Annotated in this window: 27 protein-coding genes; 10 read left to right on the top strand and 17 right to left on the bottom strand. The window is 40.8% G+C overall.

All coding sequences use genetic code 11. The annotated features are described in order from the left end of the window. Positions 1-8: 8 nt before the first annotated feature. The 4 genes from I593_RS18560 to rplM all read right to left on the bottom strand — a co-directional run bounded on the left by I593_RS18560 (position 9) and on the right by rplM (position 2,422). On the bottom strand, positions 9-437 hold the full coding sequence (locus tag I593_RS18560) for a ClpXP protease specificity-enhancing factor (protein ID WP_016165408.1): 429 nt from the start codon (positions 435-437) through the stop codon (positions 9-11). Beyond that, on the bottom strand, positions 437-1,108 hold the full coding sequence (locus I593_RS18555) for a glutathione S-transferase N-terminal domain-containing protein (protein WP_026441063.1): 672 nt from the start codon (positions 1,106-1,108) through the stop codon (positions 437-439). Before I593_RS18555 ends, I593_RS18560 begins: the two co-directional genes overlap by 1 nt. A 486-nt stretch (positions 1,109-1,594) precedes the next feature. Next, positions 1,595-1,981 (bottom strand): 30S ribosomal protein S9, encoded by a 387-nt coding sequence (gene rpsI / locus I593_RS18550; RefSeq protein WP_004695095.1) that lies wholly within the window; start codon positions 1,979-1,981, stop codon positions 1,595-1,597. 12 nt (positions 1,982-1,993) lie between these two features. Continuing rightward, a complete protein-coding gene (gene rplM / locus I593_RS18545) occupies positions 1,994-2,422 on the bottom strand; it encodes a 50S ribosomal protein L13 (protein ID WP_004695096.1) in 429 nt (142 codons plus the stop codon). A gap of 424 nt (positions 2,423-2,846) precedes the next feature. Here rplM and pdxA point away from each other — a divergent pair, with 424 nt between their 5' ends. From pdxA to I593_RS18530, 3 genes are read left to right on the top strand one after another with little or no spacing between them, the layout of a single operon-like run. Then, positions 2,847-3,815 carry a 4-hydroxythreonine-4-phosphate dehydrogenase PdxA gene (pdxA, locus tag I593_RS18540; RefSeq protein ID WP_016165406.1) on the top strand — a complete coding sequence of 323 codons (969 nt, stop codon included), beginning with the start codon at positions 2,847-2,849 and terminating at the stop codon, positions 3,813-3,815. A 32-nt stretch (positions 3,816-3,847) separates the two neighbouring features. After that, positions 3,848-4,657 (top strand): 16S rRNA (adenine(1518)-N(6)/adenine(1519)-N(6))-dimethyltransferase RsmA, encoded by an 810-nt coding sequence (gene rsmA, locus I593_RS18535; RefSeq protein WP_016165405.1) that lies wholly within the window; start codon positions 3,848-3,850, stop codon positions 4,655-4,657. 5 nt (positions 4,658-4,662) lie between these two features. Further along, complete coding sequence (locus I593_RS18530; RefSeq protein WP_016165404.1) at positions 4,663-5,502, top strand: symmetrical bis(5'-nucleosyl)-tetraphosphatase; 840 nt, start codon at positions 4,663-4,665, stop codon at positions 5,500-5,502. 665 nt (positions 5,503-6,167) lie between these two features. On the opposite strand, the gene I593_RS18525 is transcribed toward I593_RS18530, so the two are convergent. The 6 genes from I593_RS18525 to I593_RS20505 all read right to left on the bottom strand — a co-directional run bounded on the left by I593_RS18525 (position 6,168) and on the right by I593_RS20505 (position 9,989). Next, a complete protein-coding gene (locus tag I593_RS18525) occupies positions 6,168-6,620 on the bottom strand; it encodes a DUF2147 domain-containing protein (RefSeq protein ID WP_016165403.1) in 453 nt (150 codons plus the stop codon). Between the two features lie 189 nt (positions 6,621-6,809). Continuing rightward, complete coding sequence (locus tag I593_RS18520; protein WP_016165402.1) at positions 6,810-7,256, bottom strand: DUF2147 domain-containing protein; 447 nt, start codon at positions 7,254-7,256, stop codon at positions 6,810-6,812. Positions 7,257-7,347: 91 nt separating this feature from the next. Next, on the bottom strand, positions 7,348-8,022 hold the full coding sequence (locus I593_RS18515; protein WP_016165401.1) for an LrgB family protein: 675 nt from the start codon (positions 8,020-8,022) through the stop codon (positions 7,348-7,350). 9 nt (positions 8,023-8,031) lie between these two features. Next, on the bottom strand, positions 8,032-8,403 hold the full coding sequence (locus I593_RS18510) for a hypothetical protein (protein WP_016165400.1): 372 nt from the start codon (positions 8,401-8,403) through the stop codon (positions 8,032-8,034). 47 nt (positions 8,404-8,450) lie between these two features. Next, complete coding sequence (gene hflX / locus I593_RS18505; RefSeq protein ID WP_016165399.1) at positions 8,451-9,782, bottom strand: ribosome rescue GTPase HflX; 1,332 nt, start codon at positions 9,780-9,782, stop codon at positions 8,451-8,453. Between the two features lie 69 nt (positions 9,783-9,851). Beyond that, complete coding sequence (locus I593_RS20505) at positions 9,852-9,989, bottom strand: hypothetical protein (protein WP_154653755.1); 138 nt, start codon at positions 9,987-9,989, stop codon at positions 9,852-9,854. Positions 9,990-10,172: 183 nt separating this feature from the next. Here I593_RS20505 and I593_RS18500 point away from each other — a divergent pair, with 183 nt between their 5' ends. Beyond that, a complete protein-coding gene (locus I593_RS18500; protein ID WP_016165398.1) occupies positions 10,173-11,006 on the top strand; it encodes a lysophospholipid acyltransferase family protein in 834 nt (277 codons plus the stop codon). Positions 11,007-11,027: 21 nt separating this feature from the next. Here the strand turns inward: I593_RS18500 and I593_RS18495 are convergent, their stop codons facing one another. Next, entirely contained in the window at positions 11,028-12,626 is a 1,599-nt protein-coding gene (locus tag I593_RS18495; RefSeq protein WP_026441064.1) for a phospholipase D family protein, read from the bottom strand. A 136-nt stretch (positions 12,627-12,762) separates the two neighbouring features. Between I593_RS18495 and I593_RS18490 the strand changes: the two genes are divergently transcribed. Continuing rightward, on the top strand, positions 12,763-13,776 hold the full coding sequence (locus tag I593_RS18490) for a metallophosphoesterase (RefSeq protein ID WP_016165396.1): 1,014 nt from the start codon (positions 12,763-12,765) through the stop codon (positions 13,774-13,776). Between the two features lie 106 nt (positions 13,777-13,882). Here the strand turns inward: I593_RS18490 and I593_RS18485 are convergent, their stop codons facing one another. After that, positions 13,883-15,193, bottom strand: coding sequence for an MFS transporter (locus tag I593_RS18485; protein ID WP_016165395.1), 1,311 nt, complete (start codon positions 15,191-15,193; stop codon positions 13,883-13,885). A gap of 144 nt (positions 15,194-15,337) precedes the next feature. Further along, positions 15,338-15,979, bottom strand: coding sequence for a PAQR family membrane homeostasis protein TrhA (trhA, locus tag I593_RS18480; RefSeq protein WP_016165394.1), 642 nt, complete (start codon positions 15,977-15,979; stop codon positions 15,338-15,340). 102 nt (positions 15,980-16,081) lie between these two features. Here trhA and I593_RS18475 point away from each other — a divergent pair, with 102 nt between their 5' ends. Together I593_RS18475 and I593_RS18470 are read left to right on the top strand one after the other, a co-directional pair. Then, positions 16,082-17,305 carry a class I SAM-dependent methyltransferase gene (locus I593_RS18475; protein ID WP_016165393.1) on the top strand — a complete coding sequence of 408 codons (1,224 nt, stop codon included), beginning with the start codon at positions 16,082-16,084 and terminating at the stop codon, positions 17,303-17,305. A 31-nt stretch (positions 17,306-17,336) separates the two neighbouring features. Next, on the top strand, positions 17,337-17,768 hold the full coding sequence (locus I593_RS18470; RefSeq protein ID WP_016165392.1) for a GNAT family N-acetyltransferase: 432 nt from the start codon (positions 17,337-17,339) through the stop codon (positions 17,766-17,768). Positions 17,769-17,824: 56 nt separating this feature from the next. Here the strand turns inward: I593_RS18470 and I593_RS18465 are convergent, their stop codons facing one another. From I593_RS18465 to I593_RS18455, 3 genes are all read right to left on the bottom strand, one after another. Further along, positions 17,825-18,103 (bottom strand): hypothetical protein, encoded by a 279-nt coding sequence (locus I593_RS18465; RefSeq protein ID WP_016165391.1) that lies wholly within the window; start codon positions 18,101-18,103, stop codon positions 17,825-17,827. Positions 18,104-18,275: 172 nt separating this feature from the next. Continuing rightward, positions 18,276-20,411, bottom strand: a complete 2,136-nt coding sequence (locus I593_RS18460; RefSeq protein ID WP_016165390.1) for a 3-hydroxyacyl-CoA dehydrogenase NAD-binding domain-containing protein — start codon at positions 20,409-20,411, stop codon at positions 18,276-18,278. An 18-nt stretch (positions 20,412-20,429) separates the two neighbouring features. Continuing rightward, positions 20,430-21,635 (bottom strand): acetyl-CoA C-acetyltransferase, encoded by a 1,206-nt coding sequence (locus I593_RS18455; protein WP_016165389.1) that lies wholly within the window; start codon positions 21,633-21,635, stop codon positions 20,430-20,432. Positions 21,636-21,822: 187 nt separating this feature from the next. Here I593_RS18455 and I593_RS18450 point away from each other — a divergent pair, with 187 nt between their 5' ends. Continuing rightward, entirely contained in the window at positions 21,823-22,362 is a 540-nt protein-coding gene (locus I593_RS18450) for a P-loop NTPase family protein (RefSeq protein ID WP_016165388.1), read from the top strand. A gap of 2 nt (positions 22,363-22,364) precedes the next feature. Then, positions 22,365-22,793 carry an NUDIX hydrolase gene (locus I593_RS18445; protein WP_016165387.1) on the top strand — a complete coding sequence of 143 codons (429 nt, stop codon included), beginning with the start codon at positions 22,365-22,367 and terminating at the stop codon, positions 22,791-22,793. 39 nt (positions 22,794-22,832) lie between these two features. On the opposite strand, the gene I593_RS18440 is transcribed toward I593_RS18445, so the two are convergent. Further along, the gene (locus I593_RS18440; protein WP_016165386.1) at positions 22,833-23,843 is read right to left on the bottom strand and encodes an AraC family transcriptional regulator; all 1,011 of its coding nucleotides are present in this window, start codon (positions 23,841-23,843) and stop codon (positions 22,833-22,835) included. A gap of 210 nt (positions 23,844-24,053) precedes the next feature. Here I593_RS18440 and I593_RS18435 point away from each other — a divergent pair, with 210 nt between their 5' ends. Further along, positions 24,054-25,172, top strand: coding sequence for a CaiB/BaiF CoA transferase family protein (locus I593_RS18435; RefSeq protein WP_016165385.1), 1,119 nt, complete (start codon positions 24,054-24,056; stop codon positions 25,170-25,172). Positions 25,173-25,294: the final 122 nt, after the last annotated feature.

Genomic DNA, 25,294 nt, shown 5'->3' with positions numbered 1-25,294 from the left:
CTCTTGTTTTAATCTAATAACCTCAAGCTTGGCTTTTTCTTGGGTTGTTCTTGATTTTGTTCAGGTTCTGATTTTAAATCATCTTGCTGAATTTTAACATTTTCATATTCATTTGGATCAAAAAATAAGCCTTGCCCATTTTCACGCGCATAGATACCTAATACTGCATATAGTGGCACATAAATATCACGAGATACACCACCAAAACGTGCAGAGAAAGTAATAGCATCGTTACTCATATGTAGTTGGTGTACTGCATGCGGTACGATGTTGAGGACGATTTGCCCATCTTGAATGAATTGTTCAGGGACCATAGTATTTGGTTGTGTAGCATCGACCAATAAGTATGGTGTTAGATTGTTATCACAAATCCATTCATAAATAGCGCGAGCCAAATACGGACGGGTAGGAGATAAGTTAGTTTCCTGTTCAGACATTATGGTTTACTCGGTGGAGAAGATAAAAACTTGCCGTAACGATTTTTTTCCTGCAATGTCAAAGATTTGATGAATGCAGGGCGTTGGAAAATGCGTTGGCAGTATAAAAGAATTGGGCGACACAATTTGTGCGGTAACTCTATTCCCATAGAATCTAAGCGTAAGAAAATGGGTGCTAACATACAATCTAAAATTGTAAAGTTATCCGACATAAAATATGGATAATGTTGGAACAATGGTGTAAGAGAAATCAGCGTATCTCTCAATCGCTTCTGTGCTTTTGCGCTATCATTTTTATTGAGGCTGTCTGGATGACGAAGCATAATATCAGCTAACTTCAACCAATCTTGCTCAAAACGCCAAATATATTGCCGCTGTTCAGCGCGTGGCGCTGGTGCATCAGCATATAATTTATTTTGACGATAACGGTCATCTAAATATTCGGAAATGATGTTGGTATTAAATAATTTAAGATCATTTTCAATCAACATAGGAAGTTGATGATAAGGATTTAGACTTGCGAGGTCTTCATCATCGTAATCTACCAAGATGAGATTGAATTTAATTTGTTTTTCGGCAAGCACATAACGAATCCAATGCGAGCGAAAATCATCAGCATGACTATAAAGTGTAATTCCCTGAATGGGAGTCGCAGGATTTTCTAAAGACATAAGTCCAAAAAATTTTGATTGATCATATAGAATACTAAAATTAGCGTTAGAAAGCACGCCAAGCTGAATAATATGCTGCTTATGGATGGATTTATTTTCTAATCTACTCAAAGATAGAAAACACATGAAATACTCTTATCTCACCATTGTGTTTGGGGCGTAGTGTAGGGAATGAGACAGTCGATTATACAAGGGAGGAGGATAGCTCTGACCATTCATCTTGAGTTTGTAGTATTGTAGGATTAAACAACACTATGTCATCAAAGGATGTGTACTGACTTTTTTAAAATGATGGACTGATATAAATGCTGGATTAAAAGGTGAGGGAAGGTGTAATGCCCTCATTCATAAAAATCATCAATTTACTGAAATAATGAAGTTGATAGGTAGTGATGCAGTGAGGGGATTGTTCTAAGCCGTTATAGCTTTGCTTAAAATAAAAAACCTCGGAAAATCCGAGGTTTTTGGTCCGATTCGGTAAACGAATTAACGTTTAGAGAATTGAGGACGTTTACGAGCTTTACGTAAACCAAGTTTCTTACGTTCAACTTCACGAGCATCACGAGTAACGAAACCAGCTTGACGAAGAGCAGGTTTTAAAGTTTCGTCAGAAGCGATCAATGCACGAGTAATACCGTGACGGATAGCGCCAGCTTGACCACCGATACCACCACCAGCAACAGTGATGTAAAGGTCATACTTTTCAGTAACTTCAAGAAGTTCTAAAGGTTGACGAACAACCATACGAGCAGTTTCACGACCGAAGTATTGCTCAAGAGTACGGTTGTTAATTACGAGTTTGCCTGTACCAGCTGACAAGAAAACACGTGCAGTTGCGGTCTTACGGCGACCTGTACCATAATTAGTAGCCATGTGCTGTATCCCTTAGATGTCCAAAACTTGTGGCTGTTGAGCAGCATGTGGATGCTCTGTACCTGCATACACTTTCATTTTCTTGATCATTGCGTAACCAAGAGGACCTTTTGGTAACATACCTTTAACAGCTTTTTCTAAAACTGCTTCAGGTTTGTGAGCGATTAACTTTTCAAAGTTAGTCTCACGGATACCACCAGGGAAGCCAGTGTGGCGATAGTATTTTTTATCAAGCGCTTTTTTACCAGTCACTTGAATTTCTTCAGCATTGATTACAACGATATAGTCGCCAGTGTCAACGTGAGGAGTATAAGAAGTCTTGTGCTTACCACGTAGACGACGAGCGATTTCAGTCGCAAGGCGACCTAAAGTTTTGCCAGAAGCATCAACAACGTACCAGTCGTGTTGAACTTCAGCAGGCTTAGCGCTGAGAGTTTTCATTAAACCACTACCTATTATAGTTGGTTTGGACTATGGAATCTGTCCAAACAAAAGGAGACGCGATTCTAAACGAATACGTTAAGAATCACAAATGAAAATATAAAATTTCAAGAGCCGTATTCTAAGGCATTTCCCTATATAAAGGAAGAGATCAAAGTTTATTCTTTTATAAAAATATAAATAAGCGGATGGAGTGTCTGTAGAGATTCGGATATTTAGAAGAACAAAAAAATAGTGAAATAGTTTTCCATTATTTATTAATGGGTTTTATAGATTCAAACGAATCCTGTAACAAGGTTTTCAGCCAATTGCTAAACGTATGATTAGAATTGGAATAGACAAGTTTCAGCGATAGGCTTTGTTATTCCTCTATCTCGAAATAGAAGTTGTATAATGAGTGACGTGCATTTTCTTTGAGTTCAGTATGCTTCCTTTGTATATCACTAGTGGTGAACCTGCTGGAATTGGTCCAGATATTTGCTTGAGCCTTGCAGGGCGTATAGATGAGCGTCCTCTTGTAGTCCTAGGGGATCTCAATTTATTGCGTGCACGTGCAGAATGCTTAGGTCTTGCTATTGAGCTGATTGAGTATTCTGGTCATGAAAATTCATCGCATCTCGGTCAGCTTTATGTGGAGCATGTCGCTTTAAGTCAACCTGTAGTTTTAGGCGAGCTCAATCCTCAAAATTCAGCTTATGTTTTAGAGCAACTTCGTCGTTCAGCAGAGTATGCAATGTCTGGGAAAAGTGTCGGGGTAGCGACTGCACCTGTTCAAAAATCGGTGATTAATGAGGCAGGAATTCATTTCAGTGGACATACCGAATACTACCAAGAGTTTGCTGGTGTTGATCGTGTGGTGATGATGCTTGCAACTAAAACTTTGCGTGTTGCGCTTGCCACAACCCATTTACCCTTAAGAGCTGTCCCTGATGCGATTACCAAAGAACGATTACATCAAGTCATTGATATTTTAATTCATGATTTAAAAAGCAAATTCAAAAAAGAGCATCCCCACATTTTAGTGTGCGGCCTAAATCCGCATGCAGGGGAGGACGGTTATTTGGGCATGGAAGAAATTGAGGTGATTAATCCTGTGTTGGAAAGCTATCGTGCTCAAGGCATCAATATGAGCCTGAGTTTGCCTGCCGACACGTTATTTACCCCTGAAAATTTAAAAGATGCCGATGCCGTTTTGGCGATGTATCACGATCAGGGCTTACCTGTGTTAAAATCGCAGGGGTTTGGTGAAGCCATTAATATTACTTTGGGCTTACCCTTTATTCGTACCTCAGTCGATCATGGCACAGCTCTCTCCCTCGCAGGCACAGGTCTTGCGAAAAGCTCAAGCTTACAGGTCGCTGTTGATTTAGCGTTAGAATTAGCTCGTCACTAATGTTTAGTGATTAACTCACGTTGGAAAAATTTATGTATCAAATTAATGCCTTAAACCCTAAAGATGAAGGGCACCATACGCGTAAGCGTTTTGGGCAAAACTTCTTACATGACCAACGTGTGATTGCCAAAATTGTACGTTCAGTTGGACCGCGCTCAGGTGATAACATTGTGGAAATTGGTCCTGGTTTGGCAGCATTAACCTCTCCATTAATTGGCGAGTGTGACGCACTCACGGTTGTAGAATTAGACCGCGATTTGGCGGCAGGTTTGCCAGGGCGTGTGCCACATCCTGAACGTTTAACCATTATTGAAACTGATGCACTGAAATACGATTTCACCAACTTATTTCAAGAGGGTCGTCCTTTACGTGTGGTAGGTAATTTGCCGTATAACATTTCGACCCCACTTTTGTTTCACCTCTTGGAATTTGGTGACAAAGTTAAAGACATGCACTTTATGCTACAAAAAGAAGTGGTTGACCGTATTACGGCTTCGCCAAATAGCAAAGAGTATGGTCGTTTGTCGGTAATGATTCAGTATTTCTGCAAACCAACCTTCTTGTTTGAAGTACCACCAGGTTCATTTAACCCACCACCAAAAGTGACCTCTGCGGTGTTCCGTTTAGAACCGTATGCAGTCAAGCCGATTATTGCTAAAGATGAAAAGGCACTGGCACGTTTGGTATCGCATGTTTTTACTCAGCGTCGTAAAACTTTACGTAATAGCTTAAAAGGCATGTTACGTGAGGATGGTTTTGAGCAAGCAGGTGTTGATCCAATGGCACGTCCTGAAACATTAAGCTTGGCTCAATTCGTGGCTCTAGCAGATCAAATGGTGTAATTATTATGCCACGTTATAATTATGTCATTGGAGATGTGCAAGGCTGTTTTGAAGCCTTAAAGGCCTTATTGAAGTCAATTCAGTTTGACCCCGATCAAGACTTTATCTGGTTTGCAGGTGATTTGGTTGCGCGTGGAGAAAACTCAATTGGGGCATTACGATTTATTAAAAAACTGGTAGAACGAGGTTCTGCTGCGACAGTGTTGGGTAATCATGACCTAACGCTTTTGGCATGTGCACGCGGCTTGAAATCAGTAAAAGATAAAGACCGTACCCGAGATGTAATTGATGCCATTGATAGTGATGATTTGATTGACTGGTTACGCAAGCAACCGCTTTGCTTGTTTCCGAATGAACAGACCATTTTGACTCATGCGGGTATTCCATGTATTTGGACTGCTGAACAAACGGCTACTTTGGCGAAAGAGGTCGAAGCAGTCATTGGTCATGAAGACTTTGCTGTGATGGATGCCTTTTTACAAGAGATGTACGGTACGCAACCTGATGTATGGTCGGATGAGTTAAATGGAAATGCACGCTTACGTTGCATTACCAACTATCTCACGCGGATGCGTTTGACCAATGCAGAAGGTCGCTTGGAATTTAGCTTTAAAGATGCACTGGATGATCCAATGCCTGAAGGATTTCAGCCGTGGTTTGAATTTGATTCGAAAGCAGCAGAAACCCATCAAGTCATTTTTGGTCATTGGGCAGCCTTACAAGGTCGAACCATTAATCCGCATATTCAAAATGTAGATGGCGGGTGTGTCTGGGGTAATCAATTATTGGCATATCGTCTGGAAGACCAAGAGCTTTTTGCAGTCGATAATCCAGTGATGAATTGAAAAAAAGCCACGATTTCGTGGCTTTTTTTGACTTTGTTAGATGCTTCCCAAAGTCTGACTACACCCCCAAATAGATGAAGATGAACCCATATAGACACGCAATGATAAGCGTATACCTGAAGGATTGAGTTTCATCTTGGCATCATAAATTTGGCCATTGAATGGATCAATTATAGGGCCCTAATTGTAGCTAGATGAGCCTTGAACATTTTTGAATCCCTTCAGAATAGTCATCCTTAAGATTAGTGAAATGGTATAAGGGCTTGTGGAATAGCTAATTCATTTAATGAAATGAACCTTAACCAGAAGTATTGTCATATTGTTTAGGTATTTCGATGATGGCTTGGGAATTTCCAAACTGATCATCATATATTGCTATATTCTTGTGGTATATATATTAAAAAACAGTATCTTATAAAGTATTAAAGCCAAAAGTGATTAAAATGACATTTCTTTTATTTTTTATGTCCATTAGAAATAATTGACGTTGTTTCTCTCATTAAAATATGGTGGGTAAGTTGGATGTGCACAATAGGGAAACAACGGGTCAAGTGAGAACTTATAGTTTATTTATTGGATATATGATTGCTTTTTATTTGCTTAGAATGCGTTGGAAATCATGTTGGATTGAGCTGAAACTGCCCAATCCATTTTTTAATAAGCGCTTATTCAATTCTTAACCAAGTTTGATTGCGTCCTAAAGCGGAAACACCCAAATAGGCACGCAAAGATAGGCGTTTGCCTGTTGTACTCAGCTTCATTTTCGCATCGTAAAACTTACCAGACAGAGGATCAATCACACGTCCTTTTTCGTAATTGTTTGTCCCCTCGACTTGTTTAAGTCCCTTTAATATCTCCATCCCCAAGATTGGCTGATTGGTGTATGGTGCAGGACAATTGTTGCAGCGTTCACGTGGGGTATAACCTGGACGGGGGGTAATTTTGGTGATCTTTCCCGTATAGGTATTATTGGATTCTTTACGAATTTCAATCACTGCCTTGGGTGAACCTGTTTTATCGTCAATTTGCTGCCAAGTGCCTGAGATATCTTGTGCTAGAGCAGCCGTACTTACGATGACTAAACCTGTGAAGAAGCTTAAAGAGATGATTTTTTTCATGTATTCCCTATTAATGTAAAAATCTTATACATTGTTATATCGCTGGGATATGGATGCCCACTTTATCGTTTATCCCGATGAAAATGTTAAGATTTGGTAAACTACGGAGTCAATTTACTTGAAACTTGAATATGATTCGTTTGGCCATAAAAAAACCGCCTATTTGGCGGTTTAATCTTGTGTGATTTCTTATTCTTGGCGAATCCAAGTTTGGCTGCGACCTAATGCAGAAACACCGACATATCCACGTAAGGTTAAACGTTTACCGTTAGCACTCATTTTAGCTTTGGTACTGTAAATTTTCCCTGAAAGTGGGTCAATAATTTTACCACCAGAATAATTTAAACCTTCTTCATGCTTTAAACCTTTGAGTACATCCATCCCCAAAATTGGCTTGTTGGTATAAGGTGCAGGACAATCTATACAGGTGTCTTTAGGTGTATAACCTGGGCGTGGTGTTACCTTTACAACTTTGGCTGTATAGGTACCATTTGATTCCTGACGAATTTCTAAAACGGCTTTAGAAGAGCCAGTTTTGTCATCAATGTTCTTCCATGTTCCTGAAATATCTTCTGCAAAAGCCATGCTACTAAAAGCAGATAGAACAAGTGCGCTGATAAATTTAGCTTTCCCCATCATAAATTCCTTTTGCTGACTTAATCGACTAAACAAAATCTATCTTAGGGTTGTTTTCTGTACAAAACAACCATTTGGAATGTTCTGTTGGTCACATATTTTGCAGGTAAAGTATGAAAGTTGGCAGCCAAATTGCAGTGAAAACGGCATTTACGGCCATGCCAAATGCTGCATAGCGTCCTGCAATACTACCTCGTTGCCAAGCCTGAGCTGTGCCAATGGCATGTGCAGCAAGACCTAGCGCTAGCCCTGACGCACGTTCATCATTAATATGGCGTAAGATGAGTGGAGAAAATGCTGCACCAATCACACCCGATAAAATGACAATTAGAATCACTAGCGTGACTGGTGCGTGCAATAAAGTTGCAATATTGATGGCAATCGGGGTAGTTACAGCGCGGGTAGCGAACGCCATGATGGTTGAATCGGCCATATGTAACAAATACGCCAAGCCCATAGGAAGTGCAACTGCGCTGATACTTGCAAAAACCAAAATACTGATAATGGCTTTAGGAGGTAAATCATCATAACGCATGGCAGCTAAGGGAATGGCAAGTGCGACAGTCACATAGCCGAGTAAGTGACTGAAGATGGTATTGGTTTGCTGCATATAGGATTCGTAGGGAATGCCGAATAAAAACAGTAAACCGATAACAAAAAACATCCCGATGACAATCACGGGAATTTGTGGAATCTTTTTATTGATTGGTTTGGCACATAGATAGGCAATAAGTGTAATGAGAAAACCAGATAGAATTGAGAACATGTGCTTTTCCTATAGCCAGCGCTTTGCCATTTTGGCGTAAACCCAGAGTGGAATAAGCGTACTCACCACCAGAACCACTACAAATAGCGGAATTTCACTGCCCATATGAACTAACATAAGTAAAGAGCCTGCACTAATCGGTAAAAAGGCAAAGGCGCTTTCTTTCATGATTTTATTATTGGTATCGACCAGTCGGGCAGGGACTTTGCGGAACTTACGCCAGAGCAAAAGCAGTACTAATAAGCTAATTAATCCAATCAAATTACCCAATTCAGGATGATTGAACTGCGTCATGATCCAGACCGCACATTCACGGAACCCAATAATTAAAAAAAGTGTACCCATCCATGCTGGCCAATCAATACTTTTTACCCAATCCATGATTTGTCATTACACTAAAAAATTTTACTTATCACGTTTTAACCGATTTAGGATTTGATTTCAAACTCCTCTAGCGTTCTCTCAAACAGTGCTGCTTTCTCCCCGAGAATTTGATCGAGCGGTAAATGTGCCTGACGAATCAGTTGTTCTAATTTTGCAGGTGCAATTTTAACGTTCAGATGTAGATTGCCTTCATCATCATAATGCTCGGATTGAATCACATTGAGGGTATAGAGTTGGGTACGCAGTTTTCCATAAGCGGGTTTCAGTGTCAGATCGAAGTTTTGAATTTGTCCCATCAAACATTCATGTACCGCTTGTTGTAACAACTCGATGCCTTGTCCTGTATGGGCTGAGACATAAACACGTTCAGGGCAGTTAGGCTGGCTGTACACAATTTTTGCATCTTCAGCGCTTTGGTCAATTTTGTTGTAGACCCGAAGTACAGGAACATCGGCTCCAATCTCTTTGAGTACTTTTTCAACTGCTTCAATTTGTTCCAACATTTCTGAACTACTTGAATCAATCACATGAAGTAACAAGGTGGCTTCTAGTGTTTCTTCTAAAGTGGCTTTAAATGATTCGACTAAAGAATGAGAAAGATTCCGTACAAAACCAACCGTATCTGCCAAGACTACAGTGCCAATGCCTTCCCATGAAAGTCGGCGTAAGGTTGGATCTAAGGTCGCAAACAGTTGGTCAGCCGCATAAACATCGCTATTGGCTAAAACATTGAAGAGGGTGGATTTTCCCGCATTGGTATAGCCAACTAAAGATACGGTTGGAACAGCCGCTTTTTGGCGTGCAACACGACCTTGCAGACGAGTTTGTCGAACTTTATCGAGTTTGGCTTTGAGTTGCCCCATGCGAATTTTTAAAAGACGACGATCTGTTTCGAGCAGGGTTTCACCAGGGCCACGTAAACCGATCCCGCCTTTTTGACTGTCTAGGGTTCCGCGACTGCGAATTAAACGAGAGGAGAGGTGTTGTAATTGAGCCAATTCAACTTGTAGCTTACCTTCAAAGGTACGCGCACGCTGAGCGAAAATATCCAGAATTAATTCATTGCGATCGACCACTCGGCATTTGAGGATGTATTCGAGATTACGGGCTTGTGCAGGCGTTAATGCATGGTCAAAAATGACTAAGTCGACTTCATATTCTGCAACAAGTTCAGCAATTTCTTCGGCTTTGCCTGAGCCAATGAAAAGTTTGGCATCGGGTTTAACCCGCTGTGCGTGTATATGTGCCAAGATTTCAGCACCAGCCGATTGAGCCAGCAAATTGAATTCTTCGGCATCAAGATTTTCCAGCATTTGCACAGAAACGCTAACCAGAATAATGCGTTCACCACCTTGATGTCGTTTTAAATTTGCCACTCAGCCATTTCTCCACTTTAAAATTCTATTCTAGTGGAAAAAGGGCCGAGATGCTTGTGATTCGTTGCTTTATAACGTGGCAGCGAATAATTTTGCAAACAGAATGATGGCAGCAAAATACAGAATACTAAAGCCGATGACCACTTGTAGTGTATGTAACCAGTGATGAGATGACTTGGATTTTTGAGGTGGTGTATGAGTTCGCATATGTTACACCCATTCATTTTAATGGCTATAAAACCATCATAATGAAGTTGCCATTTGAATTAAAATTGGATTTTGTAATGTTCATATTCGGTTTTTATAATCAATGCATGTGGGGAATGAACCGTATAGAATGAAGCAAAGTTCATCAAATACTCACAAGGTTTTGCTGGTTAGTCAAAATATATGAAAGAAAATTCAGCTGCTCAAACGTCTTCATTGAATCCAATTTCCAAGCTGTTCTTGTATGGTCGAAAGCTCAGTGCAGGCTTAGGTGTGGTTTCGGAAGGATTCTATCTGGTTGCTCGTCATGGTTTGTATAAAGACCCGAACAATGCCAATAATACCCGCTACGTTCAGTATTTTTGCCGTCAATTATGTAAGGTGTTCAACCTTGAAGTTGAAGTGCATGGCGCGATTCCGCGTGAACCTGCTTTGTGGGTCAGTAATCATATTTCTTGGCTCGATATTGCCGTATTAGGTTCTGGGGCGCGCGTATTCTTTTTGGCTAAGGCTGAAATTGAAAAATGGCCTGTATTTGGAAAACTGGCTAAAGCGGGTGGAACTTTGTTTATTAAACGAGGTTCGGGAGATTCAATCAAAATTCGTGAACAGATTGCCCACTTTCTTAAACAAGATATTCCTGTGTTGTTTTTTCCTGAAGCAACGACTTCCGATGGTACACGGATTAAAAAAGTACATGGCCGAATTTTGGGGGCAGCGATTGAAGCGCAGCGACCTGTTCAGGTCTGCGTAATTTGTTATGTGAATCAGCAAGGGGAGTTAGATATGGTGGCGCCGTTTATTGGCGAAACCAGCTTTGTTGATCATATTAAAAATGTGTTGGAAATGCCGAAAGTGACTGCACATTTGTTAACTTTACCAATGATTGATACTGAAGGACACACGGTTGAAAGTTTAACCGCAACCGTACAACGTGAAATGAACATGGGGCTAGCGCAGTTACATCAACGAGTGTTACATACGGTACCCGCAACATCCAACCGTGCTTTGATTTAAGCACAGTTGGAAACAAGGGTCTTACATAAAGCCTTCTACAGGTAACCAAGAAATAAACTTAACTCCTACTTTGTGCCACCACTTCATTTTAGGTTCTGTCGTGTAAGTTTTAACATTTCCATTAGGGTGGGTCAGTTGCCAATTAATTTTATTATTGGCATCTAAAACCAGTTTATAGGCGTATTTCGACAGATTTTGGTCCATGGTTTCATGTACTGCTTTGGCCAAAGGCGGACTATTTAAAATCACCCCAATCTCGGTATTGAGATATGCTGAACGTGGATCAAAATTAAAAGAACCAATAAACACTTGGCTTTCATCAATCGCTAACATTTTCGCATGTAAGCTAGAGTGGCTGAGCCCTCTTAAACTAATTTTGGCTTTTTGTGAAAGCTCTTCAGTATTGCGATACCAGTTTTCTTGTTCAGGGGCCGCCAGAAACTCATACATTTGTACGCCGTTTTCTAAAAGGTCTTGGCGATATTTTCCGTAAAAGGCATGTACCAAAGCCACGTCATTGGCAATGAAGGAATTGGTCAATACTCGAACCTGAACCCCTTTTTGCGAAATTTTTTCGAGAACATCTGCCCCTTTTTTTTCAGGAACAAAATAAGCGGAAACAATGTCTAAACTTGAGTTTGGCGTTTCTAAATACGAAATGAGTTGGTGATTCAAGTAATCTTCTGGTGTCGCTTTATCACGTGTTTTGTTGGGAGAATCTTTCACGACTTTGGCTTTGACCCAGTCAAACTTAATACTATGATCCAGCCATTGCTCAAAAGCTTGTGAGCGATTGGCTAAATCGAGGTAATTTTGTACCGCAGTATCGGCATAGTGTTCGGTGACTTGTTGTTTTAAACCTTCATAGCGTAAGGTGTATTTTTGTGGGTCAACAATTTGATTGACCGGATAGGCATAAGCATCATTCCAGTATTCATCAAAAGATGATGCAATTTCATCCGTAGCTGTGCCGACCAACATGACATCTACATCAGAAAACTGATAATGATCACTGACATTATAATATTGATTACTCATATTACGTCCGCCAATCAGCGCAATTTGATTGTCGGCAATAAAGCTCTTATTGTGCATGCGTCGATTGACACGTTTTAAATCCAGCAAGATATCCATCGCACGGAAATTACGGAAACCATAAGGATTGTACAGTTTGACATCGATATTGCGGTGCTGTGCTAATGCTAAATAAATGCCTTCCATTTTGCCCGCATTATTGTCATCTATGAGCATGCGAACTTTGACGCCACGATCAGCCGCCTGAATAATCGCATGCAAAGCGATGGCACCAATTTTATCGTTGTCCCAAATATAATATTGTAAATCTAAGGTTTTTTCGGCACGTTCGATTAAGTGAATCCGTGCAGCCAAAGCCTCCAAGGGATCATTCAGGACATGAAAACCAGTTAAATTCGGATTTTGTTCACGGAGTGGATCAATAATTTTGGCTAATGATGTATGAGAAGTGTCAATATCAAATGAATTGACTACAGGTTGTGGCGTATATTGGGGGAGAGTCGAGCAAGCAGGCAAACCGAATAATAAACTGCTACAAAGTAAAATTACTGCCTTGGATGAGGTCTTCTTTTTAACGACAGACATCTGACGCTGCACGACGTGATTGTTCGGGTCTATTATACTCATCACACTATTATGATCGCTAGATTTGGTTTGAGTATAATTGTCAGCTATGAAAAGATAAATAAAAATAGAGAATTAGTAATTGGTATAGTGAGTAATGATATTGACAACAGACTCAATGATTTACGTTTTTTATGGAAGTTTCGTGTTGATTGCATTTTGGGCAATTGCACAGGCATGGCATAGCCAGTCGCATACAGAAACGATCCATCCATTTAAAGCATTTGTGCATTTACTTGCGTTTTATTTGTCTTATTTACTCTGGCCTTTGGCTGTATTTAGTCTTTATGCTGGCTGGAGTGGCTATTATTCGTTACATGAAGCAGGGTTTGTATTCTTGCTGAGTATCATTTTACTTTATGCACGCTTTGTAGAGCCACATTGTGTTCAAGTCAAAACCACACGATATCAGTTGGATGCTGGAAGTCGCATTCAAAAGCCTGTGAAAATAGCCTTGGTGGCTGATTTACATATCGGTTTGTTTTCAGGACATGAACGACAACTCAAAATTATAGTCGAGAAAATCAATCAGCAGCAGCCAGATTTGGTGGTGGTGGCAGGGGATTGGACATATGAACCAGAAGATACTTTGGCTGATGAATTGGCGCCCTTAAAAAAAATTCAAGCTCCTGTTTATTCTGTATATGGAAATCATGATGAGCAATATCCTGGTCCGCCGATACAGGCTTTATTGAGCCATGCACTCAGTGTGAATGATGTCATTGATATTGAGGGGCAGATTGTCGAATTTGAAGAATTTCGCCTCATTGGCGTTGGAGATTTGTGGGCAGGAAAAGCCGATATGCGTTATCTGCCAGATTTACCCCAAGACAAACCGTGGGTCATTCTCTCTCACAACCCAGATACAGTTGATATGGTACCCAAACTTCCGAATCGTCCTTTGATGTTGTCGGGGCATACCCATGGTGGACAAGTGGAATTACCATGGTTAACTGATTATGTGATGAAAAAAGTCTCTATTCTCGGACATAAACGAGGACTGTATAACCATGAACATGCTGATGTGTTTGTGACAGTCGGTACTGGAATGGTCGGTGTTCCATTTCGATTTCGCGTTCCACCCACCATTGATATTATTGAATTGGTTTAATTTAAGATTTTAGAAGTCATCTCTGTATTCGCATAAAAAAGCCCTCAAACTTTGTAAGGATTGAGGGCTTTTCATCATTTTAAGATTTTATCGGGTGTAATTGTGATTAAACTTGATTATTTACATCATCATTTTTAGTTTCACGAATAGCAAGGAATGCCAGCAATGAAAGAATAGAAGCCGCCGTGAGGTAGTAACCCACAGCATATAATCCATAAGTTGTTGCGAGTTTAGTGGCAATCAGTGGCGCAAAAGAAGCACCGAAAATACCCGCTAAGTTAAAGGTTAAAGCAGAGCCTGTATAGCGCACAGAAGTTGGGAAAATCTCAGACAACACAGTCCCAATTGGGCCATAAGTTAAGCCCATAATGGCTAAACCTATACACAAGAATAAGAACACGACAAAGGTATTGCCAGATTCGAGCATGCTTGAGAAAACTAAACCAAATAAGGCTGAAAGTACGCAGACGGCAATAGACGTGGTTTTACGTCCAAATTTTTCTGCCAAAACCGCAGAAAGTGGAATAAAAGCAGCAAAACAAAGTGTTGCAATCAATTGTAATTCTAAGAATTCAGCGCGTGAATAGCCAAGTTTTGTGGTTCCCCAGTTAAGTGCAAATACGGTTGTTAGATAGAACACGACAAAAGTACATATCGCTGCAATAGTCCCTAGAACCAACATTGGCAAATGTTTGGTCATGACTTCTTTAAAAGGCACGTTGACTTCTTTTTGCTTATCCAACACCTTTTGGAAAGCTGGCGTTTCGTGCAATTTAAGACGAATCCATAGACCTACAATTACCAAAATAGCACTGGCAATAAATGGAATACGCCAGCCCCATTGCATAAAGTCTTGTTCAGACATCAATGCACCGAGGGTCAAGAATGAACCTGTTGCTAAGATAAAACCGATTGGTGCACCCAACTGTGGGAACATGCCATACCATGCACGCTTGCCTTCAGGGGCATTTTCTGTTGCCAATAATACTGCACCCGACCATTCACCGCCTAAACCAAGACCTTGCCCCAAACGGCAAAGGGCTAAGAGCAATGGAGCGACAATACCAATTTGGGCATAGGTGGGTAATAAGCCGATACAGACCGTAGAAATTCCCATGGTGAGTAGTGCTGCAACCAAGGTGGCTTTTCGTCCAATCCGGTCACCTAAATGACCAAACAGGGCTGCACCAATTGGACGTGCAATAAAGGCAATGGCAAAGGTCGCCAGTGACTGAATAGTGGCGGTCATCGGATCTGTACTTGCAGGGAAGAACAGATGTGGAAAAATAATGACCGCAGCAGTCGCGTAAATATAAAAATCGAAGAACTCGATAGTGGTACCTACCAGACTAGCGGTAAGTACACGAAATTTTGAATTAGTTGCTACTTCTACTGTAGCTGTAGTTGATGACGCCATGGATAACCTTACACTTACTAAAATTAAAAGAACTTAGTTTTAAAAGCGTAATCTTTTTAAAAAAGGCGTAATTTCTTAAAAAAACAACGGAAAATCGAACTCACATCTACTCTTTTAGGGTCACTAAAACTCGAGAGAAGCCGATTAAATCACGTACAGATAGATCGCGAGGAAGTGTGATCCAGCGCCTATCAGTACAAATACATGCCAGATCGCATGGGTATATCTTACCCGTTTTAATGCATAAAACAATGCTCCGACTGTATAAGCCAGCCCCCCAAAAACCAGCCAAAAGAGCGCGTCTGAAGATAAATAACGTTGCATATCATTGACTAATAACACAGCAAGCCAGCCCATAACCAAGTAGGCAATTAACGAAACTTTCTGGAAACGATGAATGAAGATTAACTTGAAAAGTGTTCCAAGCAATGCAATCACCCAAAGTGCAATCAGTAAGTTGTGGGCTTTTTCGGTTGGAATTGCAATCGAGAGAAAAGGGGTATAAGTCCCAGCAATCAAATAATAAATGGCGGTGTGATCGAGTTTTTTTAGCCAAAAACGTTTTTCGTAGGTCTGCGCCATGTGATACAGCGTGGAACCCGTAAACAGCAGAATCATACTGAAACCATAGACCCAAAGACCAATCCATTGTCCCGTACTTAATGATGCCCCCTTAATTACCAACAGTATAGTGCCGATACAGGCAAGGATTGCACCGAGCGCATGGCTCCACACATTAAACTGCTCTTCGGTTGGATGATAATCTTGCGTATGGGGAGCGGTCATAGCGGCTGCTTTTTATTAAAAATACAAATGTATAGTAATTCAATTTTGCTTTTCGTGTAAGACGCTTTAAAATTTAGTCGCAAATTTGATTAGGTTTATTGTATGTCTGACTCGACTTCTCCTTCTGCTCAGGAACAACAGTTTCTCGATGCTGTGCAGCAAGCACTTGAAACACAAAGTTTTGAGCGTTTAATCTTGAGCCAATACAAGGGGGAAATGCAACAGTTAGAAAAAATGACTTTCCGCCTGATTGAACTACAACAGCAACCTGTCTTGAATGTTTTATACCGGCATAAAACTCAAGATGTCACTAAAAATTACCCAATCTCAGATGCTATGCAAATCATTGCGGAACATTTGGCCTGTTGTAAGCAGGGCAATTTGTTTGCATCGACTCAAGATGTACAACTCAAGCGCAACAAGAAAAAAGATTTACTAACCATTACTCAGAAAACAGCAACGGCAAAAAATGAAGCTCGGGCAACCCAAGCACATGATCGAAGCAAACATCGTTTTGTGGAGCAAGAAAGTGTATTTTTGCAGCATTTAGGCATTACCGATGCTCAAAGCCAGATTATTCCAAGCATGGCGCGTAAATGGAAACAGATTAATAAATTCGTGGAAATTTTTTCAGGGGCTTTGATGCAACTTCCCAATCAAGATCAAGCGTTGCATGTGGTTGATTTTGGTTCGGGGAAAGGTTATTTGACCTTTGCCTTATATGATTATTTGGCGAAGCAACAGCAGGTTCCATTTGTAACAGGCGTTGAGTTGAATGAAAAGATGGTGCAGTTCTGTCAACATGTGGCAGAGGCTTCAGGCTTTAACCAACTGGATTTTTTCCAAGGTGACGTCCGAACTTATCAGCCTGAGCGTTTAGATGTGATGATTGCACTGCATGCTTGTGATGTGGCAACCGATTTTGCCATTCATACAGGGATTCGCTTAAATGCGCAGATGATTATGTGCGCGCCGTGCTGCCATAAGGAATTACGTCCTCAACTAAAAAGTCCAGAAGTATTGAAGCCGATGTTGCACTTTGGTATTCACGCGGGACAACAGGCAGAAATGCTGACAGATACTATTCGTGCATTGCTGTTAAAAGCCTATGGTTATGAAGCTAAAGTCTTTGAATTTGTTGCTTTAGAACATACCAGCAAAAATAAAATGATCTTAGCCACCAAACGTGCCGATTTTATTGCACCTGATACTGCGGTATTGGCGCAAATTGAGGCTTTAAAAAATATGTATGGCATTCAAAAACACTCCTTGGAGTTGCTGTTAAATAATCAATGGGATCAACAAGATATTGGTTCGAAATGCTAAGTATATTGAGCTAAATAAATAGGACAGAGATATGACACTACAGATTCGGACAGGGACTTGGGCTGAATTGCAGTCAGATGCAAAACCGATCCGTGAACAGGTGTTTATTCAGGAACAGCAGATTGCTGCGGCCGACGAGTGGGATACACAGGATGAGGTTTCACAGCATTTTGTAGTATTTGATGGGGAACAAGCGATTGCGACGGCACGTTTATTGCCAAATCACAGTATCGGTCGTGTAGCAGTATTGGCATCGTATCGTGGACAAGGGATTGGCAAGCTTTTGATGCAAGAGATTATCCAGCAAGCACAGATCCAACAACGTCCTTTACTGCAACTTTCTTCTCAAGTGCATGCAATGTCTTTTTACCAAGCTTTAGGCTTTCAAGTCTGTGGAGAAGCGTATATGGATTGTGGCATTCCACATATTGATATGCAGATGTCTTTGCTTGCACAGGGCTAAAAATCCTAAATTTCAGGCATAAAAAAGCCATCTTCTGAGAGATGGCTTTTTATTGCTCAATGTCCGTGATGAGCTGTAGATGCTGAGGACTCCGTCATGGCAGCATGTTCTTCAGCCGTCATATTGTGTTCTTCGGCACTCATGTCCATCTGGTGTTCTACTGGTGCACTGCTGGCTTGGGCCGCACGAGCTTCGCGTTGCTTACCTGGCATATAGTCAGGTTCATGCTGCATCGCTAAATAAAAAACAACCAGAAAAATAATACTTAAAATTGTGGCAATAATCAGGGCCTTCCAACCCCATGGGGATTTTTCAGGAGAAGTATTGTCTGACATAACAAATAACCCAATGGATAAAAAGAAACTTTTAAAATTATGTAACTTTATAACATAAAATAGAGTGGATACAGACCAAATTTTATAAAAAGCTTAATTGTTCTTATTTTAGCTTATGAGATGTAGCTGATTTGGAAGAGGGTTCCCAAACCAGCGTTTATCGATAGAAGAATTATTGAATAAGTTCGTTGCGTTGAGCTTTATCTCTTAAACTTTGTGGTGGATTAAAACGTTCACCATATTTGGCAGCTAATTCTTCTGCGCGTTTTTCTGCTTTATCAATACCATACTGATTTAGGAATTGGATCGCTCCCCCAGTCCAAGGTGCATAACCAATCCCAAAGATAGAACCGACATTGGCATCAATTACAGACTCCAATACGCCTTCTTCATAACAACGTAAAGTATCTAAGGCCTGTACAAACAGAATGCGATCAATCATATCTTGTTCAGAAATATCATGATCTTTTTTCCAACGGTTTAAGCCTTCCCATAGATGCTTTTTGCCATTTTCTGGATATTCATAAAAACCAGCTCCAGCAGCTTTACCTTTACGGTTTAACTCATGAATCATGGTGTGAACCACTTCATCTACAGAAGTTTTGGGTAAATCTTTTCCTTCGGCTTGTAGAGCTTTGCGTGCTTCACTAGCAACATGTTCGCTTAATGTTAAAGATACTTCATCTTGAATAGCGAGGGGGCCAACTGGCATACCAGCTTTCAGTGCAGCCATTTCAATACGCGTTGGGTGGACACCTTCGGCAAGCAAGCGCATACCTTCTTGAATGAACGTACCAAATACACGACTGGTAAAGAAACCACGGCTGTCATTCACAACAATCGGAGTTTTGCCAATTTGTTGTACAAAATCGTAGGCTTTAGCAAGTGTCTCTGCAGAGGTGTTTTTACCTTTAATAATCTCGACCAACTGCATTTTGTCGACAGGGCTAAAGAAATGCAGACCGATAAAAGCTTTATCATCCTTACTTGCTTGAGCTAAACCTGTAATTGGCAGGGTTGATGTATTTGATGCCATTACGCCATTAGGCGCTAAGTATTGTTCGGCTTCTTGAGTGACTTTCGCTTTGAGTTCTTGATTTTCAAATACCGCTTCAATAATTAAATCACAGCCTTGAAGATCTTGAGCTGACGTTGTAGCCGTAATCAGAGATAAAACCTGATCACGTTTTTCTGCGGTCATGCGGCCTTGTGAAACACGTTTATCAAGAAGCTTTTGTGAATATGCTTTGCCTTTCTCCGCATTTTCAACTGAGACATCTTTAAGGACAACTGGAATACCTTTAATGGCTGTTGAATAAGCAATGCCCGCACCCATCATGCCCGCACCCAACACACCAACTTTAGTGGCTTGCCATTTTGCAACGTCGGCAGGGCGGCTCGCACCAAACTTAATTGCATTTAGACCATGCCAGAAAGTGCCGATCATATTTTTAGAAATTTGACCTGTTGTAAGCTGAGTAAAGTAGCGGGACTCAATACGCAGTGCAGTATCGACATCGACTTGAGCACCTTCAACTGCGGCAGCCATAATCGCTTCAGGGGCAGGGTAACAACCTTTGGTTTTATCTCTTAACATGGCTGGTGCAATCGCAAGAACTTGTGCAACTGCTGGAGTTTTTGGGTCACCACCTGGAATTTTATAACCTTTCACATCAAAAGGCTGTTGAGATTTTGGATTCGCTTTTACCCAAGCAATTGCTTTATCTAAAAGCTCTTGTTCATTTTCAGCTGTGTCATGAATTAAGCCTAAAGATTTTGCTTTATCGACACCGAACTGTTTGCCTTCCATTAAAAATGGAAACGCATTTTGAAGCCCAAGTAGGCGTACCATACGTACAATACCGCCGCCGCCTGGTAACAAACCTAAAGTGACTTCTGGTAGGCCAAATTTGCTTTTCGAGTCATTAATTGCAATACGGTGATGGCAACTTAATGCGATTTCCCAACCGCCGCCAAGTGCAGTGCCATTTAATGCTGCAACGACTGGAATGCCTAGCGTTTCAATTGTGCGTAAATGACCTTTTAGCTTTTCAACCATATTGAAAAACTCAGTTGCATGTTCAGGCTGAACTTGAATCAGCTCATCTAGGTCACCGCCTGCAAAAAAAGTTTTTTTAGCTGAGCGGAAAATAACACCTGAAAGTTCTGTTTCTGCTTTAAGTTTCTGAGTTGCCTCATCGAGCGAGTCACGGAACTCGGCATTCATGGTGTTCGCAGATTGACCAGTTGAATCAAGCGTTAAAATGACAATATTGTCGGCATTTTTTTCGTATTGAATTGCACTCATCTTTTATATCCCTAATTTTTATACGCGTTCAATAATGGTGGCAATACCCATCCCACCGCCAACACAGAGCGTCGCTAAACCACGCTTTTTATCTTGTCGTTCAAGCTCATCAAGTAGTGTGCCCAAAATCATGGCACCTGTTGCTCCTAGCGGATGGCCTAAAGCAATCGCACCGCCATTTACGTTGACTTTTTCAGCAGGGACGTTGAGCTCATTAATAAAACGCATCACGACAGCCGCGAATGCTTCATTGACTTCAAATAGGTCAATATCATCAATCGTGAGGCCAGCTTTTTCCAAGGCTTTACGTGCGGCAGGCGCAGGGCCAGTCAGCATAATGGTTGGGTCAGTACCGACTAATGCAGTCGCCAAAACTTTAGCGCGTGGTTTTAAATTTTGTTCTTTCACTGCTTTTTCCGAAGCCAGTAAAACGAGAGCTGCTCCATCGACAATGCCTGATGAGTTACCCGCATGGTGAACATGAGTGATTTTTTGTGCTTCTGGATATTTTTGTAAAGCGACTGCATCAAAGCCCATTTGGCCCATCATTTCAAAACTTGGGTTGAGCTTTGCTAGGCCTTCGAGTGTGGTATTGCCTTTAATAAATTCATCTTTCTCTAAAATCACCACACCTGCGTGATCTTTGACTGGTACGACTGATTGGTCGAAATAACCATTTGATTGAGCCGTCGCCGCTTTTTGCTGTGATTTTACAGCGAAATTATCAACATCTTCACGGCTATAGCCATCTAAGGTTGCAATGAGGTCGGCCCCAATACCTTGTGGGACAAATGATGACTTAAGGTTTGTTTCTGGGTCTAAAGCCCACGGCCCGCCATCAGAACCCATTGGAATGCGTGACATTGATTCAACGCCACCAGCAACCACTAAATCTTCCCAACCAGAACGAACTTTCATTGCTGCCATGTTGACTGCTTCTAAGCCTGAAGCACAAAAACGATTGATTTGAACTCCAGCAACATCATCATTCCAGCCAGCTGCAATCGCTGCGGTTTTGGCAATGTCACCGCCTTGATCACCAATAGGCGTTACGCAGCCCAAAACAATGTCGTCGACTTTCGATGTATCGAGTTGATGGCGCTGCTGTAATTCATTTAATAAAGTGGTGAGTAAGGTAATTGGTTTTACTTCATAAAGAGAGCCGTCTTTTTTTCCTTTTCCGCGTGGGGTGCGAATGGCATCAATAATATAAGCCTCGCTCATAACAGTTCCTTTTTTATTGCTTAAAATTTATTTGTGTTTTGAGTGTACTGGTTTTAATAGCGAGTGCAATGACTAGACTGGCATAGGCAGCATGATCATTTTGGTCAATTGATGTGTGGAAATATGAACTTGATCAAGGTGGAGCTTGATCAGTAAACTATGCAACCATAAAAAATAATCTATTTAAATGAAATTTATTAATATTATTGGTACGACTGGCTCAGGAAAATCGAAGTTTGCCCGACAGTTAGCACAGAAATTAGATTTAGCTTATATTGAAATGGATGATTTATTTTGGCTCGATAATTGGCAAGAGCCAACGGATGAGGTGTTTTTCGAAAAATTAAAAAACAAAATGGATAGTACTGCGAGTGGTTGGGTATTAGATGGTAATTATACTCGTACTATGTCGTTGAAATTGGTGAAAATAGATACCATAGTTTGGTTGGATTACTCCTTTTCTAGAAATTTTTTTCACTTAACGAAACGGAGTTTATTCAATCTTATGAGCCAAAGAAAATTATGGAAAAACTCTAATAATCGAGAGAGTTTAAAGCTATTGTTTTCTAAACAATCGATTTTTATTTGGCTGATTCAGCAATATCCTAGAAATAAAAGAAAATATCAAATGATGATGCAGAATCCCGCTTATCAACATATTCAATTTATTCGTCTAACTTCACCGAAACAAGCCGCAGAATTTTTACAGAAAATTAAGAGCGTTTAACGATGCATATTCCAGCAAAGGCACTTTGTATTTTTCGATATCAAGATAAAGTTCTGCTTTCTCATGGACATGACCCCAGCAAAAATGAAAATTATTTTAGGCCGATAGGAGGCACTATTGAATTTGGAGAAACTTCCTTAGAAGCAGTTAAACGAGAAGTTTTAGAGGAAATAAATCAGCAGATTATTCATACAAAACTGTTAGGTGTTCTTGAAAATTTATTTACTTTTGATGCTCAAGCAGGGCATGAAATCGTTTTTGTTTATGAGGCTGAATTTTTTGATAAAACTTTGTATAGCCAAGTAGAAATAAAGGGGTGCGAGACAAATGGTTCAACTTATATCGCTGAGTGGGTTAATACACACTTATTGGTCTCAGGTCAGTATCCTGTCTATCCCAAGGGCATAGCACAGTGGTTAGGTAAAGAATAGACAGCTTCATATTAAAACTGTCTATTCAATAATTATGGTTTAAAGGTAACCATGTAATTGACGGTATAACCCTGGGGTTACGCCTGTCCATTTCTTAAATGCACGATGGAATGTGCTGGTTTCACTGAAACCAACCTGTTGTGCAACATCTTCCAATGTGAGGTTTGGATTGAGGAGTAAGTGAATTGCAGCATCACGACGTAGCGCATCCTTCACACCTTGATAGCTTTTACCTTCCGCAGCCAAACGACGACGTAAAGTTTGCGGTGAAAGATATAACATTGATGCTACATCATTCAGCGTTGGCATTTCTTCACCAATTTGACTCTTCAACACTTCACGAATACGAGAGGTGAGAGAATTGGTGTTTTTAAATTTAACCAATAGCTGTGCAGGCGCTGCTTTTAAGAATTCTTCTAAGGTTTCTTCATTTTGACGAATTGGTAAATCTAAATAATCCGCCGCAAAGGTGATTTCAGTACGTGGCATGTCAAATTGCATCACGGGTGCGAAAAACAGGGCATCATATTCATCTGCATGGGCAGGGCGCGGGTAACCAAAATGTACGCGCTCTAAAGGGAGGCGACGTTCAATAAGCCAAGATGCCAAGCCATGCCAAATCATCAACATACTTTCGGTAATGAAATGATTTGGATCCATCTCAGTTGGAATGAGTGGGACTAAGCGAGCTTCATGCTTATCACGTTCGAGCGAAACACACCATTCATCACCAAACAATTTATAAAACTGAGTTGATAGTTCGAGCGCATCACCTAAGGTTTTCGCATGGATGATCAGTTGGCACATAATGGCAAACGTACCCAAACGACGCGGCTGAGTATCAAAACCTATATGTTCATCCTGAGTCACCATCCATAACATTTTCACAAAACGTGTGTATTGTTCTGGAGAAATTCGAGCTTTAGGCTGACGTAGCAGTTCGGCTTCAATTCCGACGTGCGAAAGTAAGGTTTCGACATCCATGCCGAGGCGTTTTACGCCAGTCAAAGCCGCATTGACAAAGTGGATACTAATTGTATCGCGGCTCATGTTAAATCCTTCAGTCTCTTTTGTATTCACTTGCGTATGACCTAAATGACGCTAAAAAAGTTTTTATAGGCAATTTACAATAGGGAAATTTGCCTTTCTACATGGTAAATTGCCGAAATGATCAAGGTAAATGGCTGAACATGACATTGTTTTGTTGATTTTATATTTCTAAGATACATGAAAATACAAGAGTTCAAGAGTAAAAATAACATGCAACATGCTTTACAGGGATTGAAAGTACTGGATTTTTCAACATTGTTACCCGGTCCATTTGCCACTTTATATTTAGCAGATATGGGTGCGGAAGTGACTCATGTGGAATCTCCAACACGACCCGACTTGATTCGTCTTTTTCCACCTTATGCACATGGACAGGCGACCGCACATCTTTATTTGAATCGCAATAAACAATCCGTGGCTCTGGATTTAAAAGATCCACAGAACATTGCAACGATTAAGGAAAAGATTAGCCAATACGATATAGTCGTAGAGCAATTTCGCCCGGGTGTCATGCAACGACTGGGATTGGACTATGCCACTTTAGCAGAAATTAATCCGCGACTGATTTATTGTTCCATTACTGGCTATGGCCAAACAGGGAGTTATAAAGATAAGGCGGGGCATGACATTAACTATTTAGCTTTATCGGGAATTGCGGGGCATAGTGGTCGTACTCAGAGTGGACCACCGCCATTAGGTATTCAAGTTGCAGATATTGCAGGGGGTTCTTTACATGCCGTGATCGGCATTTTAACGGCTGTGATTGAGCGTCATCAGAGTGGAAAAGGACAATATATTGATATTTCCATGACCGATTGTGCGGTAGCGTTAAATAGTATGGCCGCTGCCGCCGCATTGGCAGGAAATATCACACAAGAGCCAGAATCTGGAATACTGAATGGCGCTAGCTTTTATGATTACTATGAAACGCAAGATGGACGTTATCTGTCAATTGGCAGTTTAGAGCCACAATTTATGTCGGGTTTGGCTCAGTTGTTAGAGTTGCCACTTTTATTAGAGAAAGGAACTTCGCTCCTTGCGGAAGATCGTGTTGAGCTTAAGCACGCTCTACAGGAAAAAATTAAAACCCGCTCATTGTTAGAGTGGCAGCAACTGTTTTCGGCTCAAGATGTCTGTGTAGAACCTGTTTTAACGTTAGATGAAGCTTTGCATTCAGATTTGGCGCAACAACGGCATTGGGTAGCCCATGTTCCACTGCATGAACATTCCACAGAGACTCAAGCGCAGTTGACATGTCCAATCAAATTTTCTCGTTCAGCAATGCGCTATGATTTTATAGGACAGGCATTAGGTACAGGCACTTGGTAGCCTGTACTTTTTATAAAATCAAGCTATTTTAATAGCTTAACAAAAAACGACAAAAAGATTATATTTTAACCACAAAAAACAGGCGTAACCTAAATATGCATTACATAATTATAAAAGGTTGC

Origin of the sequence: Acinetobacter tandoii DSM 14970 = CIP 107469, assembly GCF_000400735.1 — a bacterium.
Lineage (GTDB): Bacteria > Pseudomonadota > Gammaproteobacteria > Pseudomonadales > Moraxellaceae > Acinetobacter > Acinetobacter tandoii.
This window is presented reverse-complemented; position numbering and strand designations above follow the sequence as displayed.